Here is a 15,302-nt window from a genome sequence, read left to right as displayed (position 1 = left end):
CATGAACGACGACGAAGGAGCAGCACCGACCATGGCCCGGGAATTCCGAGTCCGCAGGCAGCAGGACCTGCCCGTCGCACCCCAGCAGGTCTGGGACGCGGTCGCCACCGCAGCCGGGAACCTCGGCTGGCTCTACCCGATGGAGATCGAACCCCGCGTCGGCGGAAGGGCCACCCGGGGCGACGCCACCGTCATGGCCTGGGAGCCGCCGCGCCACCTCGCGCTGCGGGCCACCCAGGACGGCGGGTTCTCCAACACGCTCAGCTACCGCGTCGAGCCGGCCGACGGCGGCACGAGCCACCTGAGCATGGGAATCCACTGGGTGCACACCGGCGTGGTGGACGACGCCTGGAACTGGGACGCCAAGACGGACGTGGCCGAGAAGTACGTCGACTTCCATCAGCACGCCCTGGCGGAATACCTCCGGCACTTCGCCGGGCGCCCCGCCGTGTACGTGCGCGCCCACCGCCCCGGACCGACCGCCGACCCGGCCGACTTCGCCGCCCTGCGCCGCCGCCTCGGCCTCGCCGACGACGCGGCGGTGGGCGACCGGTTCACCCTCCTGTCTCCGGAGCCGGTGGAGGTCACCGTCGACTGGCTCAGCACCGACTTCGTCGGCCTGCGCGGCCCGGACGCCCTCTACCGGTTCTTCAACGGCAGCACGTGGAACGTACCGATCTGGCTCGGCCACCACCTGTTCGCCGAGGACGCCGACGAACGGCGGGCCACCGAGACATGGTCCGCCTGGCTCAACGAACCCTCCCGGGAGCGCTGATGGAAACCTCGACGCAGACCCTCCTGTTCGCCGCCGAACTCATCGAGGAGAACGGCACCTACACCCTCGTCGTGGAGGACGTGAACAAGGGCACCGTCCAGTCCACCCCGGTCCCCAAGGCGATGGTAGACAAACTCCCGGTCTACCTCGCCGCACTCACCGCGAAACTCGGCCCGCCGAGGCCGCGTCGCGGGTGGTGACCCGGCCCGGTGCCCCTTGTATTCAACTTCAGAAGCCACGTTCCGAGTCATGCGCACTCTCTTGTCAACCGGCGAACGGTCTCCTAGGGTCCCGCGTCAAGCACCGCGTGGGATCGCTCCCATCACTCCCATCCCCCCATCCATTCGTCCAAGCAATGGAGTTGTGATGACCGACACGCCGCACCAGCCGAGCCGCAGGCGCATACTCGGCGCCGCACTCGCCGTCCCGCCGGCGCTGATGCTGGGCGCACCGACCGCACGGGCCGCGTCCTGGGGCGCACCCGTCACCGTCAACGCCTGGAACAAGATCAACGCAAGGTGGACCGCCAACAACGAGCTGGAGACGTACACGCCGAACTGCGTCTGGTACGAGGGCGACACGCTGATCATCAAGGCGTACAACGCCGGAGGCGGCGTCTACTACTCGGGCCGCGTCGAGTCGACGGCGCTGTACGGGTACGGCACCTACAGGTTCACCGCGAGCATGCCCAACGGCCGGGGGCTGCTGCCCGCCGTGTGGGCCGCGTACCTCAACCCCTGGCTGCCGGAGTTCGACGCGGCCGAGATCGTGGGGCAGAACCCGAACGTCGTCTACCAGACCAACCACGACGTCAACAACGCCCAGCAGCAGTTCTCCCGGACCAACCCCGCGGGCTGGACCAACGCCTTCCACACCTACTCGTTCAGCTGGTTCCCCGACCACATCGACTACGCCGTGGACGGCGTCATCACCGGCACCACCTGGTACACCTCACCGCCCGGGACCGGCATGCACTTCATCGCCAACATCGCCGTCGGCGGCGACTGGCCGGGCAACCCGGACGCCTCCACCTGGGCCACCGCCGACGGCGCCCGCTACCTCAAGCTCTCCTCCGTCACCCACACCCCGTACTACCCCTGACAGGCGCGACGGCCGCTCGCCCGGTCCCGCGATCCGTGGACGCGCCGCTCCCGACGATCTAGCGTCGGGGGCGGCAACCACAGCACGGCACCGGAGCACGGGGAGATCATGACCAACGCCGACCACACCTCCACCGACGGCGCCCCGGCGCCCGTCACCTTCATCACCGGCGGGTCCAGCGGGATCGGCGCGGCGAGCGTACGCAGGCTCCTCGGCCTCGGGCACCGGGTCGCCGCGACCGGGCGCAGCGCGAAGAAGCTGGCCGTGCTGGCCGAGGAGCTGGACGCGGGCGAGCGGCTGCTGACCTTCGAGGGGGACGCCGGGGACTGGGAGCACGTGTCGGCGGCCGTCGAGGAGACCGTGCGCACCTTCGGCCGGCTCGACCACGCCATCGCCAACGCCGGGTACTCGGCGGACGCCCACGTCGAGACCGGCGACCCCGAGAAGTGGCGCGGCATGGTCCTCACGAACGTGCTGGGCCCCGCGCTGCTCGTCAAGGCGGCCCTCCCGGCGCTCAAGGAGTCCCGGGGCCGGATCGTGCTCGTCGGCAGCGTCGCCGGGTACAAGAACACCCCCGGCAACCTCTACTCGATGACCAAGTGGGCGGTGACCGGTCTCGCGGAGAACGTACGCATGCTGACCACCGGGTACGGCGTCGGCACGACCCTGATCGCACCGGGACGGGTGCTCACGCCGTTCTGGGACGACCGCCCCGGCGGTGCGGCGGCGGCCGGTCCGATGATCACCGCCGAGCAGCTGGTGGACACCCTCGTCTGGGCGATCTCGCAGCCGCGCGGCGTGGACGTGAACACGCTGGTGGTCCGGCCGATCGGGCAGTCCAACTGAGCGGATTCATTCCAACGGCAGTTACGGGGGTGCGCCCGCGGCCCGCTGCTGCAGGATCGACCGGAGACCGACTCACGAAGGAGGTCACGCGATGCCGGAGCCCACTCCGCGATTCGCCCGGATCGCCCTGGTGTCCGCGCACACGGGGCCGCTCGCGCAACCGGACGGACCCGGTCTCGGCGGACAGCACGTCCACGTGGCGCAGCTCGCCGCCTGTCTGGCGGGGCGCGGACACGACGTCACCGTCTACACCCGCCGTGACCGGCTGGACCGCCCGACCCTGGTGCGCACCGCGTCGGGCGTGAAGGTCGTCCATGTCCCCGCCGGGCCGCCCGTGTCAGTGCCGAGGGACGAACTGCTCACGTGGATGCCGGAGTTCGGCGCGTATCTGGCCAGGATCTTTCGGCTCAACCGGCCCGATGTCGTCCACGCGCACTTCTGGACGTCCGGCATGGCCGCCCTGGCCGGGGCCCGTGGCGCGGGCATTCCCGTCGTCCAGACCTTCCACACGCTCGGAACGACCGAACGACGCCTCCGGGGCGGCGCGGACGCCGGCCCGCCCGAACGCGTCGACATCGAGACGCGGATCGGCCGTGAGGTCCACCGCACCCTCGCGACCTGCGCGGACGAGGTGAACGAGCTGGTGGCCCTCGGCATCCCCCGGGCCCGGATCAGCGTCGTGCCCTGGGGCGTCGACACCGGCCACTACGCGCCGGTGCCTCTCGGCGACCGGCCGCCCGGTGCCGCTTTCCGGCTGCTGTCCGTCGGCCGGCTCGACCCGGGGCAGGGATTCGACCGGGCCGTCGAGGCGCTGGCCGGCATCCCCGGTGCCGAACTGCTCGTCGCGGGAGGGCCGGACGCACGACTCCTGTTCGCGGACCCGGAGGCCGAGCGCCTGCGCAGGGCCGCCGTCCGGTGCGGGGTGGCCGAGCGGGTGCGGCTGCTGGGCCATGTGCCGCGGGCCCTGATGCCGCATCTCATGTCCAGCGCGGACCTGGTCGTCTCGCTTGTCCGCCACGCGTCGTCCGCCCTCGTCCCCGTCGAGGCGATGGCCTGCGGTACGCCGGTCGTGGCCACGGCCGTCGGCGGGCAGTTGGACGCGGTCGTCGACGGTGTCACCGGCACCCTCGTGCCGTCGGGCGAGGACGAGGCGCAAGACCTCGCCGCGACGGTCCGGAGCCTGCTCGGGGACCCGGCCCGGCTCGCTCGTTACGGGGCCGCCGCCCGCGACCACGCGCTCGCCCGGTTCGCGTGGGACAAGGTGACGGACGGCGTCTGCCGCGCCTATGCGGACATCGCCCGCCCCACCTTGGTCCGCGGGAGGGGCCCGCTGAGCCCGGCCTGATCCCGGGGCACCGGAGAGGGGCACCTACGTCGGCTGACCGGCCTCCTGGAGTGCCTGTCTGCGCACCTCCTCGCAGCACTGGGCGATCAGCCGGGAGACGTGCATCTGCGAGATGCCGAGCGTCTCGGCGATCCGGTCCTGCGTCATGTCGCGGAAGAACCGCAGGTAGAGGATGGTGCGCTCGCGCTCCGGCAGGCTGCGCAGCCCCGGTTTCACGGCCTCGCGGTCGACCGCCACGTCCAGGGCGTGGTCGCACAGCCCCAGCGTGTCGGCGAGGCACGACCCGTCATCGGCCCTGGGCATCTCGGCGTCCAGCGACAGCGTGCGGTAGCTGTCCAGGGCCTCCAGGCCGGCCCGTACGTCCTCGGCGCAGAGCCCCGTCACGGCCGCGATCTCCGCCTCGGTCGGCTGGCGTCCGCCCAGCGTCTGGGCGAGGTCGCGGCGGGCCACCCGGACCTGGTTGCGCAGGTCCTGGACCCGGCGCGGCACGTGGACGTCCCACGTGTGGTCGCGGAAGTGGCGCTTCAACTCACCCACCACGGTGGGGATGGCGTACGTCTCGAACGCCTTGCCGCGACCGGGGTCGTACCGGTCCACGGCCTTGACGAGGCCCATCGCCGCCACTTGGCGCAGATCGTCCAGCGGCTCACCGCGATCGCGGAAGCGCGAGGCCAGCCGGTGGGCCATGGGGAGCCAGGCGCAGACGGTCGCGCGGCGCAGTTCATCCTTCTCGGATCCGTCGGGCAAGGCCCGCAGGCGGTGGAAGGCCGCCGCTCCCACCGGCCTGTCCCGGTCCGGAGCGGGCGCTGTCTGTCGGGCACCGGCCATGGTGTTCACTCCTTGGCGTCGCCTGTGAGTTCCGCCGTAGGAGCCTCCGCCGGACAGGCGGCACCCGGAGCGGAGCTCCCACGGGCGCGCCTCTTGTCCGAAGCACCCCTGGCCTATTCCCGTCCAAATCCACCTCAAACATGCCGCGATCCACCGTCAGCGGTCCGAGACCGTGAAGAGCGCGCCCTCCGTATCAAGGAGCACGAACGCGGTCCCCGGCACGCCCTCCACCGGCGTCGCCTCACCCCCGGCTGCCACCGCGGCCTCCGCCGTCCGCCGGCTGTCGGGCACCAGGTGGTCCACGATCCAGCGCGCCCGCACCCGGGGGTCCGCGGCGTTCTCCACCCCGCCGCCACGGAGGGTCACCACGGTGTGCCCGCCCGCCCGCACCACTACGCGGTCGTCCGCGTAATCGACGGTGCACCGGCCGTGCGGCTTCGCCCAGCCGAAGACCTCGGCGTAGAAGATGGCCGCCTCGAAGACGTGGCGCGCCTGGAGATCCACCCTGGCCGGGGCGCGCGGCCCGTCGGCCCAGACGGGCGCCGGGCCCTCCCAGAAGCCGAACACGGCCCCCTCCCGGTCGGCGGCGATCGCCGCCCGGCCCTCGCCCAGCGGCAGCGGACCGACGGCGAGCGTGGCACCGCGCTCCCGGATGCGGTCCGCGGTGACGTCGGCGTCCGGTACGGCGAAGTACGGAATCCAGGCCGGAGGCGGACCGCCGCCCGGGCAGACCCCGATGCCGGCGACCGCCCTGCCGTGCGCACGCGCCAGTGCGAAGCCGTCGCCGAGGCTGCTGTCGTGGAATTCCCAGCCCATCACCAGGCTGTAGAAGGCCCGTGCGGCCCCCAGGTCGTGGGTCGCGAGGCTCACCCAGCAGGGTGCACCCGCGACGGGGGTGTTCCAGTCCAGACTCGGCATGCGGCGCTCCTTCGCCGGGGGCCCTCTAGAACGATGCGTCCGCGCCCCGGCCCGCGCACGCGCTCACCCGGCCGCCCGCACCCGATTCCGCATCGGCCGGCGGCCCGGGGAGCCGGTCAGCTCGTCAGGATCTGCGGCGAGACGACTTTGATCATCGCGTTCGTCCAGCGCTGCTGGCGCAGGGTCTGCGGGTGGCAGCGCTGGGCCAGACCGAGGAGTTCCTGGTCGCGGGCGGCCTGGGCGGTCTGGGCCAGCAACTCCCAGTCCACGGACACGGCCGCCGCCTTCAGATACGTGTCGCGCAGGTCCCGCAGGAGCAGCAGCCCGGTCTCGGGACGCCGCCCGACGAGTTCACCGCCCTTCTCCCGCAGCCAGGCCGCGGCGGGGGACTCCTCCTTGGGCTCCGGGGAGAGGTCGAGCCCGCGACCGGCGGCCGCCTCCGCCAGCTCCCGTACGTGCTGCCGCGACCAGGCGGCCAGGTCGCGGGCGACGTGGTGCACCTCGTGGTCGGTCGCATGCGTGCTGGAGAGCCGCGTCAGCCGCACCGCGAGCGCGTTCTCCCCGTGGTGCACCTCTTCGAGGACCAGGTGCAGTTTCATCGGATCTCCTTCGGGTACGTCTGCGGCTCCTCGTCCGCCCCGCCCGCGTCGCCGCCCGTGGTCGCGGGGACGGCCGCGCCGGCGACCGGGGCGGACGCCGTGGTGGTGGGCGCGGGGGCGGGGGAGCCGGTGGGCCCGAGGCGGCGCAGCCGGGCGGCGGCCGTCTTGAACAGCGGCTGCTTGGAGACCGGGTCCCACTCGGTGGGCGTCAGCTCGTTGCCGGCACGCCCGTCGCCCTTCGGTTCGAACCCGCCCTCGGTGTCCCAGTAGCCGTAGTGGAACGGCAGGAAGAGCACGCCGTCCCGGATACCGCTGACGCGCGCCGCCGCGCGGACCGTGCCTCGGGGGGTCGCGACCTCCACCAGGTCGCCCTCCGCGACGCCGTACGCGGCCGCGTCGCCGGCGGAGACCTCCACCCACAACTGGGGCGCGGCGGCCTGGAGCTGGGGCGCCCGCGCGGTCTTGGTCCGGGTGTGGAAGTGGTAGAGCGTCCGGCCGGTGATCAGCGAGAACGGATACTCCTTGCCCGGCGGCTCGTGCGGCGGCAGATACTCGGCCGCCTTGATGACCGCCTTCCCCGAGGGGTTCATCGCCCGGTACTCGGTCTCCTCCAGTGGTGCCCCGGTCACCAGATCGCGCCCGTAGCTCTCGCAGTGATCAGGCGCGCTCCAGAACCCGCCGTCCTCGTACAGCCGCTCCGTACCGTAGGGGTGCCGTTCGTTGCACGGCCACTGGATGCCGCTCCCGCCGCGCAGCTTCGCGTACGTGATGCCCGTGTAGTCGCACGGACGCCCCCGGCTGCACTCCTTCCAGCCCTCGAACGCGGCCTCCGGGCCGCTCCACGGCACCAGCGGACCGCCGTCCTTGTCCCGCAGGTCCATCCGGCGCGCGAAGTCGCAGAAGATGTCCAGGTCCGGCCGGGCCTCGCCCGGCGGCTCGACCGCCTTCTCCGACAGGTGCACCGTGCGGTCCGCATTGGTGAAGGTGCCCGTCTTCTCGCCCCAGACGGCCGCCGGCAGTACCACGTCGGCGAGCTGCGCCGTCTCGGTCAGGAAGGCGTCCTGTACGACGAGGAACAGCCGCTCCTGCGCGAGGACCGAGCGGATGCGCCGCAGCTCCGGCAGCGACACCGCCGGGTTGGTGCCGCTGACCCACAGCATCCGGATGGACCCCTCCTCCACGTACCGGAACATCTGCATCGCGTGCGTGGGCGGGCCGTAGTGCGGCACCTGGAGCGGGTCCAGGTTCCACAGGCGGGCCAGCTCCGCCATGTGCGCGTCGTTCTCCCAGTTGCGGAAGCCCGGCATGTCGCCGTTGGCCCCGCACTCCCGGGTGTTCTGCGCGGTGGGCTGGCCGTTCATCTGGAGGATTCCGCAGCCCGGTTTGCCGAGCATCCCGCGCACCAGATGCAGGTTGTTGACCTGGACGGAGGCCGCGGTGGCCTGGTGGGACTGGTAGAAGCCCTGCAGGACCGTCGAGAGCAGCCGCTCGGCCGTGCCCAGCAGACGGGCCGCCTCCCGGATGCGCTCGGCCGGGACCCCGCAGATGCCCGCCACGTGTTCGGGTGTGCAGGCGTCCAGCCGCGCTTCAGCTCGTCGAAGCCGACGACATGGCGGTCCAGGTAGTCCGGGTCCGTCCAGCCGTTCTCCACGATCTCCCGCAACAGGCCGTTCATCAGCGCCACGTTGGTCCCCGGCCGGGGCGCCAGGTGCACGGTCGCCGCCCGCGCCACCGGGGTGGGGCGCGGGTCGACGCAGACCAGGGCGGGCGGGTTCGGCCCGGCCAGCCGGTCCAGCACGCGCGTCCACAGCACGGTCTGCGTCTCCGCCATGTTGTGCCCGAACAGCGCGATCGTGTCCGCGTGGTCGATGTCGGTGTACGAACCGGGCTGCCCGTCGCTGCCGAACGACTCCTTCAGCGCCTCGGCCGCCGTCGAGGTGCACAGCCGGGTGTTGCCGTCCAGGTGGTTGGTGCCGATGCCGCCCCGGGCGATCAGCGTCAGTGTGTAGTACTCCTCCGCGAAGAGCTGGCCGGAGGTGTAGAACCCCACCGCCGACGGGCCCTGCTCATCCAGGAGTTCCTTCGTGCGCCGCACCACCCTGTCCATCGCGGTGTCCCAGTCGCTCTCCACGAGCCGGCCGCCCCCGTCGCGCACCAGCGGGCGGGTCAGCCGGTCGGGGGAGGCGTTGGCCTGCCAGCCGAACAGGTCCTTCGGGCCGAGCCGCCCGTGGTTCACCCGGTCCTGGGCCCGGCCGCGCACTCCGACGATCCGGCCGTCCTTCACCGCGATGTCGAGCCCGTCCCCATTGGAGTGCAGGACGGCCGCCGACTGCACCCACCGCTCGACCTGGTCCGGCGTCACCCCCTCGGCGAGCCGGGTGTCCACCCGTACGGGCCAGGGCTCGCCGGGACCGTACGGGGTGCGGGTGCCCCAGGGCTGAGCGATGCGGTCCGTGCGCGTCATGCGTACTCCTCAGGTCCGGCCGGTGCGGGCGCCGCCGGCGGAAAGCGCCGAGCCGTCCTCGCCGGGTGTCAGATCGTCCAGCAGCGCCTGGCAGCCGGCCACCAGGCTGCCGAGCGAGGCCCCGGCGTCCGGGCCGGGCCCACGCAGATGCCGCTTGGCCTCGGCCAGGGCACGCCGCGCCTCGGCGAGACGGATCGCGCGCTGTTCCAGGCAGTCGTCGTCCGGCCCCTGTTCCATAACCGTGGCGTCGGCCGCGCAGACCTCCGACGCCGCGCACACGACGGGGCTCAGGGCCTTCAGGGAGGGGCCCGGGGGGCGGGGCAGTCCGCGCCGCTCCGATGCGGTCTCCCAGAGCGTGAGCGTGAGGGTCAGCAGCCGGTTCACCACCTGCGCCCAGACCACGTCCCACCGCTCGGAGGGCGACGGCGTGCTGCGGCGCATCCGGTGCCCGGGGTTGAAGCGGAAGCTCTCCGTCGCCCATCCGCGCGCCGCGCGCAGGTCCGAGAGCGCGCCGGGCAGTTCGCCGGCGGTCCGGTGCCAGCGTTCCGCCCGCTCCTCGTCGTACTCCTCGGCCATGCCCTCTCCCAGGTCGCGCAGCAGCCGGGAGCACGCGCGGGGCAGCGCGCAGGCCAGGGTCCTCACGTGCAGCGAGTGCACCGGCGGCAGGACGACCGCGTTGACCGCGACCCCGACGACGGCGCCCACCACCGTTTCCAGCAGCCGGTGCCCCACGGCGGGCAGCGAGTAGGTGCCGTAGGCCAGGACGAACAGGGCGGTGGTGGGCGCGTACAGGCCCTGCTCGCCGACCGGCAGCCAGTTGCCGAGGAGCACGGCGAGCGGCAGGGCGATGAGCATGGCCGCCATGGTGTTCCCGGTGACCGCCGCGGCGCCCGCGGCGAGCAAGGTGCCGGAGGCCATCATCGCGAGCAGTTCGACCGCCGAGCGCAGCGACCGGTAGACCGTTCCCTGCACGAGCGCGACGGCGGCCCACGGCGCCATCAGCGCCATGGGAGCCTCCAGCCACCACCCCGTGAGCGCCCAGGCGAGGGCGGCAGCGGCGGCGGCCTTCAGCGACTGCACCAGCTGATACCGGTCGGGGAAGTGCGCGCCGGAGACCAGTGCCCCCAGCCACTCCCGTACGGCCGGCACCCGCCGGCCGGCGGTCTTCCCGGATCCCAGCACCGGCAACCCTCCCTCCGCGGGGCCCGACGGGTGGCCGCGAGGTCACCCCTCCCGCCCCTGGTCCTCCTCCTTGTCCGTGGTGTGCACGGCGGCCTCCTCGGCCGAGGCCGCGCCGCCGTCGATGCCCACGTCGTCGGCGTAGACATCGGTCCGGCGGCCCGGCACGTCGGCCGCCGCGCTCAGCCGGCCCGAGCGGGTCCCGCCCTCCTCCGGCTCCAGCGGCTCGCCCTCGCCGTCGTCCAGGTCCCCGATGCCGTCGCCGTCCGGAGGCTCGACGTCCGCCACCTCCTGCGCCAGGCGCTGGTCGAGGGATTCGCCGCGGCGTTCCTCCTCGCCCGTCGTGCCGTACTTGTCGACGGCGAGGGGGCGCTCGGGCGGCGAATAGCCCTCTTCCATCTGGTCGTCCAGACCGCGCTCGCCGAGCGCGTTCTCCAGGTCGAGATCGTCGTTCGGCGGATCCTGTCCGTCGTCCTGCGGCTGGTAGACGTCGTCGCCACGTGCCTCTGTCGGCATGATCGGTCCTTCCGTCGGAGGCGTCACGGATGCCGGGCGGCCGCGAGGCGGCCACCCGGCGCATCCTGCGCGTGCCCTGCCGGGCACGGGGAAAACACACCTTTTGTCACCCTATGGGCGCGGTCGGTCCGCGTCCTCCTGGGCCTCTTCATTCGGGGTCAGCGCATCGCCGGCCTCGCTGTCGCCGCCGTGCCGCTCACGGGTGTCCGCCACGTCGGTCCCGGCCTCCTCCGCCTCCCTGACGACCTCGTCGGCGGCGGTCCTGGGCGGCTGCTCGTGCTCTCGGTCCTTGTGGTTCATGCTTCTCCTCGTTCGGATGCCGTCCGCGGCGTACTCCGCGCGTGCCCGGGACCGGGCCGGCTACGCGCGCCGGCCCGGGGCGGTGTCAGAGCGCGGGCGTGAAGCGGTCCCAGGCGCGGTGGCTCGCCAGGAGTTCCGTGACGCCGTCCAGCACCGTGGTCGCCGCCCCGCCCGCCACCACGCCCGGGGCGTCCGAGGCCAGGCCGGCCTTCTCCAGCACCGTCGTTCCGTCGCCGCAGGCCCCGACGGCCTTGCCGTGCCGGAACGCCTCGGTGACCAGCAGCAGGACGCGCGGGTCCACCCCGGTGGCCGTGGCCGCGTCATCGGTCTTCGCGTCCCGCGCGCCGTAGGCGTCCGGGGCCGGGGCGGGCGCCCCCGCCAGCACGATGGCGTCGAACTCGATCGACCGGGCCGTGGTGAAGGTGCGCTGCACGGTGACCGGGTCGCTGCCGGACCCCAGCTTTCCGCCGGAGGGCGCGATCACCAACGGGACCATCCCGGCGTCGAGGACGGCGCCGCGCGCCTCGCGCACGGCGTCCAGGCCGGTCTCCCCGTCGGTGACGATGCCGACGACGCGGCCGTCGACCGGCCAGGTCCGGCCGAGCTGGGACAGGGCGGGACTGGGCTCGGGCGAGGCCAGGGTCTCGGTCGCCCCGGGCGCCGGCAGCCCCAGCCCTTCGGCGACGTGCGCGCACAGCTCGGGGTCGATGTTGGCCAGCACCTTGAGGCCCCGCTCCTTGACCGCCTGGTCCCAGCACTTGCCGAGCTCGAAGGTGTACGCGGCCGTGATGTGCTCCCGCTCCGTGGGCGTCATGCTCAGCCAGAACAGCCGGGCCTGGCTGAAGTGGTCGTCGAACGAGGCCGCCGCGTCCCGCACCTTCCGGGCCGCCGGGACCTCGACGGGCACCTCGATGTAGGCGCCCGTGTCCGCGCCGGCGGTGAACGGGCAGCCGCCGTCCAGGGAGTTGGGCCGGTACGGCGCGACGCCCCGGTGCACGGCCGTCTGGTGCATCCCGTCACGCAGCATGTCGTTGACGGGCGCGTGCGTCCGGTTGATCGGCAGCTGCGCGAAGTTCGGGCCGCCGAGCCGGGTGATCTGCGTGTCGACGTACGAGAAGAGGCGCCCCTGCATCAGCGCGTCGTTGGTGACGTCGATGCCGGGCACCAGGTGGCCGACGTGGAAGGCGACCTGCTCCGTCTCGGCGAAGTAGTTCGACGGGTTGGCGTTCAGCGTCATCAGCCCGATCGCGCGGACCGGCGCCAGCTCCTCCGGCACGATCTTCGTCGGGTCGAGCAGGTCGATGCCCTCGAACATCTGGTCCTCGGTGTCCGGGAACGTCTGCACCCCCAGCTCCCACTGGGGGAAGGCGCCCGCCTCGATCGCGTCGGCCAGGTCCCGGCGGTGGAAGTCCGGGTCCATGCCCGCGGTGATCTGGGCCTCCTCCCACACCTGCGAGTGCACGCCCAGCTTCGGCTTCCAGTGGAACTTCACCAGCGTGGTCGCGCCCTCGGCGTTGACCAGCCGGAAGGTGTGGACGCCGAAGCCCTCCATCATCCGGTACGAACGCGGGATGCCCCGGTCCGACATGTTCCACAGGGTGTGGTGCGTCGCCTCGGTGTGCAGGGTGACGAAGTCCCAGAACGTGTCGTGGGCGCTCTGCGCCTGCGGGATCTCCCGGTCCGGGTGCGGCTTGCCCGCGTGGATGATGTCGGGGAACTTGATCGCGTCCTGGATGAAGAAGACCGGGATGTTGTTGCCGACCAGGTCGAAGACCCCCTCGTCGGTGTAGAACTTCGTCGCGAAGCCCCGGGTGTCGCGCACCGTGTCGGCGGAACCGCGCGAGCCGAGCACCGTCGAGAAGCGCACGAAGACCGGCGTCTCGGCGCCCTCGGCGAGGAACGCGGCCTTCGTGATGCCCGCCGCCGTGCCGTACGCGCGGAAGACGCCGTGGGCGGCGGCACCGCGGGCGTGCACCACCCGCTCCGGGATGCGCTCGTGGTCGAAGTGGGTGATCTTCTCCCGCAGATGGTGGTCCTGAAGCAGCACCGGCCCCCGGGGCCCCGCCTTCAGCGAGTGGTCGGTGTCGTACAGCCGCGCACCCTGCGCGGTGGTGAGATAGGCACCGCCCTGGGCCACCTTGTCCTGACCCGCACCGGTCGGCTGCCCGGTGGGGCTCACGGTCTCGGGACCGCTCTGGTCGTGCTTGGGCGGCAGCGGGCCGCGCGGCTTCGTGGGCTCGTCCACCTGGGCGGGCTCGGGAGCGGGCGCGCCGGGGATCTCGTTGCCGGGGCTGACGGCGTCCTGGACCTTTCCGGCGATCTTCTCCGCGGCAGCCGACACCGGGTTCTTCTTCTCGCTCACTGGATTCCAATCTCGCGGGGGGAAGGGCAGTGCCGTGCGCGGAGTGTTCGGCACGCGCTGGGGACGGCATCGCCCGACCACGCGTACCCCCCGCTCCGCGACCGGACACATCGGTTGAGCCATCCGCCCCGGTGTCCCGTTCCAACGGGCGACACGCCGCCGTCCGGCCGTTCCTGCCGTCTGCCGGAGGACGCACCGGGTATACGGGCCCCGTGACAGCTCCCCGAAACACCCCCGAGAGCCCGGATGCCCCGACGAGCTTGAAGAAGGAGCTCACCACCCCACTGCTCTACTTCTTCATCCTCGGAGACGTGCTCGGCGCCGGGGTCTACGTCCTGGTCGGCGAGGTCGCGGCCGATGCCGGCGGCGCGGTCTGGGTGCCGCTCCTGGTGGCCCTGTGCCTGGCGCTGCTGACGGCCGCCTCATACGCCGAACTGGCCACCAAATACCCGCGCGCGGGCGGAGCGTCGCACTACGCCACGCTGGCCTACGGGCCGTTCACCGGGTTCGTGGCTGGCTTCTGCATGCTCGCGGCCGGGGTGGTGTCGGTGGCGGCCCTGGCCCGGGGGTTCGCCGGTGATTACCTCGCGGAGTTCATCACGCTCCCGCTGGTCCTGGTGACCGTCGTCTTCCTGGTGGCCCTCGCCCTGCTCAACGCCCGGGGCATCAGCGAGTCGACCCGGGCCAACGCCGTCGCCACCTGCGTCGAGGTGGGCGGCCTGCTGCTGGTGACCGGACTCGGCTGCTGGGTCGTACTGCGCGGCGACGGGGACCTGGGCCGGCTCACCGACCTCGGCACGGAGAGCGAGGGGCCCGTCCTGGCCGTGCTCAGCGGCGCGGTCCTCGCGTACTACTCGTTCGTCGGCTTCGAGACCTCCGTCAACGTGGCCGAGGAGACGCGCGATCCCCGCCGCTCCTACCCCAGGGCACTCTTCGGCGCGCTGATCACCGCGGGTGCCGTCTACGCCCTGGTCGGCGCCGCCGCGGCGGCCGCCGTGCCGACGCGGAAGCTCGCCGAGTCCAGCGGGCCGCTGCTCGAAGTCGTCCGCACGGCGGGAGGTGTGCCGACCTGGCTGTTCAGCGCCGTCGCGCTGGTGGCCGTGGCCAACGGGGCGCTCCTGACCGGCATCATGTCCTCGCGGCTCGCGTACGGGATGGCCCGCGACGGGCTGCTGCCGCGCTTCCTGACGGCCGTGCTCCCGGGCCGGCGCACCCCATGGGCCGCGATCGCCGCGACGACGGCGCTCTCGCTGCTGCTCGCGCTGACCGGCGACGTCTCCACGCTCGCCTCGACCCTGGTCCTCCTGCTCCTCGTCGTCTTCTTCCTCGTCAACACGTCCCTGCTCGTGCTGCGCCGGGACCGGGGCCGCCCCGGCCACTTCAAGGCGCCCACGGCGGTGCCCGTCCTCGGCGCCGCCTCCTGCGTCGGGCTGGCGACTCAGATCGAAGGCGAGGTGTGGCTGCGGGGACTCCTGGTCCTCGCCGTGGGCGTCGTCCTCGGTGCCGCGGCTGCCCTGCGGTTGCGCCGCGCCCGCTGAACCGGGCTGCGAGTAGGGTGACTTCGTACACGTGAGCGATGCGGGGGACAGGGTGCACGACAGAGCCACGAACGGCCAGGTCATTCCTTCGGTGGCCGGGCGGCCCTGGTGGGCGGCCAACGAACTGCTCGCGTTCCTGCTCGAGGTGGCGGCGCTGGCCTGCCTCTTCTGGTGGGGGTTCACCCTGGCCGACAACCTGGCGGTCCGCGTGCTCATCGGCTCCGCCGTCGTCGTCGTGGCCGTCGTGCTGTGGTCGCTGTTCGCCGCACCGCGCGCCCGGTTCCGCCCGCCGCTCGCCGGCGTCCTGGCGGTGAAGGCCCTGGTGCTCGGCGGGGGAGCCCTCGCGCTGTACGGGGTCGGGCACCCGGCCGTCGCGCTGACGCTGGGGGTCGTCGTCGTGATCAACACGGCTCTGGCGGAGTCCTTCAGGCACCGGCCGGGCCCCACCGCCTGACCGAGGGTCCGGCGTACCGGGCGGTTTCCGGCGGGCGCGACCGGGCAGGCGACCCGTGAAGTCGGTAGCGTGGACAT

The 15,302-nt window shown here is 72.8% G+C and carries 14 protein-coding genes and 1 pseudogene; 7 read left to right on the top strand and 8 right to left on the bottom strand.

The genetic code is table 11. The annotated features are described in order from the left end of the window. Position 1 precedes the first annotated feature (1 nt). The 5 genes from AB0L33_RS15010 to AB0L33_RS14990 all read left to right on the top strand — a co-directional run bounded on the left by AB0L33_RS15010 (position 2) and on the right by AB0L33_RS14990 (position 4,067). On the top strand, positions 2–775 hold the full coding sequence (locus AB0L33_RS15010; protein WP_365681335.1) for an SRPBCC domain-containing protein: 774 nt from the start codon (positions 2–4) through the stop codon (positions 773–775). Then, positions 775–975, top strand: coding sequence for a hypothetical protein (locus tag AB0L33_RS15005; RefSeq protein ID WP_365681333.1), 201 nt, complete (start codon positions 775–777; stop codon positions 973–975). The genes AB0L33_RS15010 and AB0L33_RS15005 overlap by 1 nt, the downstream gene beginning before the upstream one ends. Before the next feature lie 166 nt (positions 976–1,141). After that, on the top strand, positions 1,142–1,876 hold the full coding sequence (locus tag AB0L33_RS15000) for a glycoside hydrolase family 16 protein (RefSeq protein ID WP_365681331.1): 735 nt from the start codon (positions 1,142–1,144) through the stop codon (positions 1,874–1,876). Between the two features lie 108 nt (positions 1,877–1,984). Continuing rightward, positions 1,985–2,722, top strand: a complete 738-nt coding sequence (locus AB0L33_RS14995) for an SDR family oxidoreductase (RefSeq protein ID WP_365681329.1) — start codon at positions 1,985–1,987, stop codon at positions 2,720–2,722. 91 nt (positions 2,723–2,813) lie between these two features. Beyond that, positions 2,814–4,067, top strand: coding sequence for a glycosyltransferase (locus AB0L33_RS14990; protein ID WP_365681327.1), 1,254 nt, complete (start codon positions 2,814–2,816; stop codon positions 4,065–4,067). Positions 4,068–4,091: 24 nt separating this feature from the next. On the opposite strand, the gene AB0L33_RS14985 is transcribed toward AB0L33_RS14990, so the two are convergent. The 8 genes and pseudogenes from AB0L33_RS14985 to AB0L33_RS14950 form a co-directional block, all read right to left on the bottom strand. Further along, positions 4,092–4,895 carry a SigB/SigF/SigG family RNA polymerase sigma factor gene (locus tag AB0L33_RS14985; RefSeq protein ID WP_365681325.1) on the bottom strand — a complete coding sequence of 268 codons (804 nt, stop codon included), beginning with the start codon at positions 4,893–4,895 and terminating at the stop codon, positions 4,092–4,094. Between the two features lie 156 nt (positions 4,896–5,051). Beyond that, complete coding sequence (locus AB0L33_RS14980; protein ID WP_365681323.1) at positions 5,052–5,813, bottom strand: VOC family protein; 762 nt, start codon at positions 5,811–5,813, stop codon at positions 5,052–5,054. A gap of 116 nt (positions 5,814–5,929) precedes the next feature. Then, positions 5,930–6,412 (bottom strand): hypothetical protein, encoded by a 483-nt coding sequence (locus AB0L33_RS14975; protein WP_365681321.1) that lies wholly within the window; start codon positions 6,410–6,412, stop codon positions 5,930–5,932. Then, positions 6,409–8,876, bottom strand: a pseudogene (locus tag AB0L33_RS14970) (nitrate reductase). The gene AB0L33_RS14975 and the pseudogene AB0L33_RS14970 overlap by 4 nt, the downstream one beginning before the upstream one ends. A gap of 9 nt (positions 8,877–8,885) precedes the next feature. Continuing rightward, positions 8,886–10,058 carry an aromatic acid exporter family protein gene (locus tag AB0L33_RS14965; RefSeq protein WP_365681319.1) on the bottom strand — a complete coding sequence of 391 codons (1,173 nt, stop codon included), beginning with the start codon at positions 10,056–10,058 and terminating at the stop codon, positions 8,886–8,888. Between the two features lie 42 nt (positions 10,059–10,100). Beyond that, positions 10,101–10,571, bottom strand: coding sequence for a DUF5709 domain-containing protein (locus AB0L33_RS14960; protein ID WP_365681317.1), 471 nt, complete (start codon positions 10,569–10,571; stop codon positions 10,101–10,103). A 111-nt stretch (positions 10,572–10,682) separates the two neighbouring features. Continuing rightward, on the bottom strand, positions 10,683–10,871 hold the full coding sequence (locus tag AB0L33_RS14955; RefSeq protein WP_365681315.1) for a hypothetical protein: 189 nt from the start codon (positions 10,869–10,871) through the stop codon (positions 10,683–10,685). Between the two features lie 85 nt (positions 10,872–10,956). Next, positions 10,957–13,233, bottom strand: a complete 2,277-nt coding sequence (locus AB0L33_RS14950) for a catalase (RefSeq protein WP_365681312.1) — start codon at positions 13,231–13,233, stop codon at positions 10,957–10,959. A gap of 212 nt (positions 13,234–13,445) precedes the next feature. On the opposite strand from AB0L33_RS14950, the gene AB0L33_RS14945 reads away from it, so the two are divergent. Both AB0L33_RS14945 and AB0L33_RS14940 read left to right on the top strand, forming a co-directional pair. Then, positions 13,446–14,771 carry an APC family permease gene (locus AB0L33_RS14945; RefSeq protein ID WP_365681310.1) on the top strand — a complete coding sequence of 442 codons (1,326 nt, stop codon included), beginning with the start codon at positions 13,446–13,448 and terminating at the stop codon, positions 14,769–14,771. Between the two features lie 91 nt (positions 14,772–14,862). Then, positions 14,863–15,225, top strand: a complete 363-nt coding sequence (locus tag AB0L33_RS14940) for a YrdB family protein (RefSeq protein WP_365681432.1) — start codon at positions 14,863–14,865, stop codon at positions 15,223–15,225. The last annotated feature ends 77 nt before the right edge of the window (positions 15,226–15,302 follow it).

This window comes from Streptomyces sp. NPDC052299 (assembly GCF_040679335.1).
Lineage (GTDB): Bacteria > Actinomycetota > Actinomycetes > Streptomycetales > Streptomycetaceae > Streptomyces.
The sequence above is the reverse complement of the archived record's forward strand: the minus strand, read 5'-3'. Positions and strand labels throughout refer to the sequence as shown.

What these genes read in the sequence shown, in the direction of transcription:
- AB0L33_RS14980 (WP_365681323.1), bottom strand. Translation starts at nt 5,813, where the DNA reads ATGCCGAGTCTGGACTGGAACACCCCCGTCGCGGGTGCACCCTGCTGG.
- AB0L33_RS14995 (WP_365681329.1), top strand. Translation starts at nt 1,985, where the DNA reads ATGACCAACGCCGACCACACCTCCACCGACGGCGCCCCGGCGCCCGTC.
- AB0L33_RS15005 (WP_365681333.1), top strand. Translation starts at nt 775, where the DNA reads ATGGAAACCTCGACGCAGACCCTCCTGTTCGCCGCCGAACTCATCGAG.
- AB0L33_RS14960 (WP_365681317.1), bottom strand. Translation starts at nt 10,571, where the DNA reads ATGCCGACAGAGGCACGTGGCGACGACGTCTACCAGCCGCAGGACGAC.
- AB0L33_RS14990 (WP_365681327.1), top strand. Translation starts at nt 2,814, where the DNA reads ATGCCGGAGCCCACTCCGCGATTCGCCCGGATCGCCCTGGTGTCCGCG.
- AB0L33_RS15000 (WP_365681331.1), top strand. Translation starts at nt 1,142, where the DNA reads ATGACCGACACGCCGCACCAGCCGAGCCGCAGGCGCATACTCGGCGCC.
- AB0L33_RS14975 (WP_365681321.1), bottom strand. Translation starts at nt 6,412, where the DNA reads ATGAAACTGCACCTGGTCCTCGAAGAGGTGCACCACGGGGAGAACGCG.
- AB0L33_RS14955 (WP_365681315.1), bottom strand. Translation starts at nt 10,871, where the DNA reads ATGAACCACAAGGACCGAGAGCACGAGCAGCCGCCCAGGACCGCCGCC.
- AB0L33_RS15010 (WP_365681335.1), top strand. Translation starts at nt 2, where the DNA reads ATGAACGACGACGAAGGAGCAGCACCGACCATGGCCCGGGAATTCCGA.
- AB0L33_RS14985 (WP_365681325.1), bottom strand. Translation starts at nt 4,895, where the DNA reads ATGGCCGGTGCCCGACAGACAGCGCCCGCTCCGGACCGGGACAGGCCG.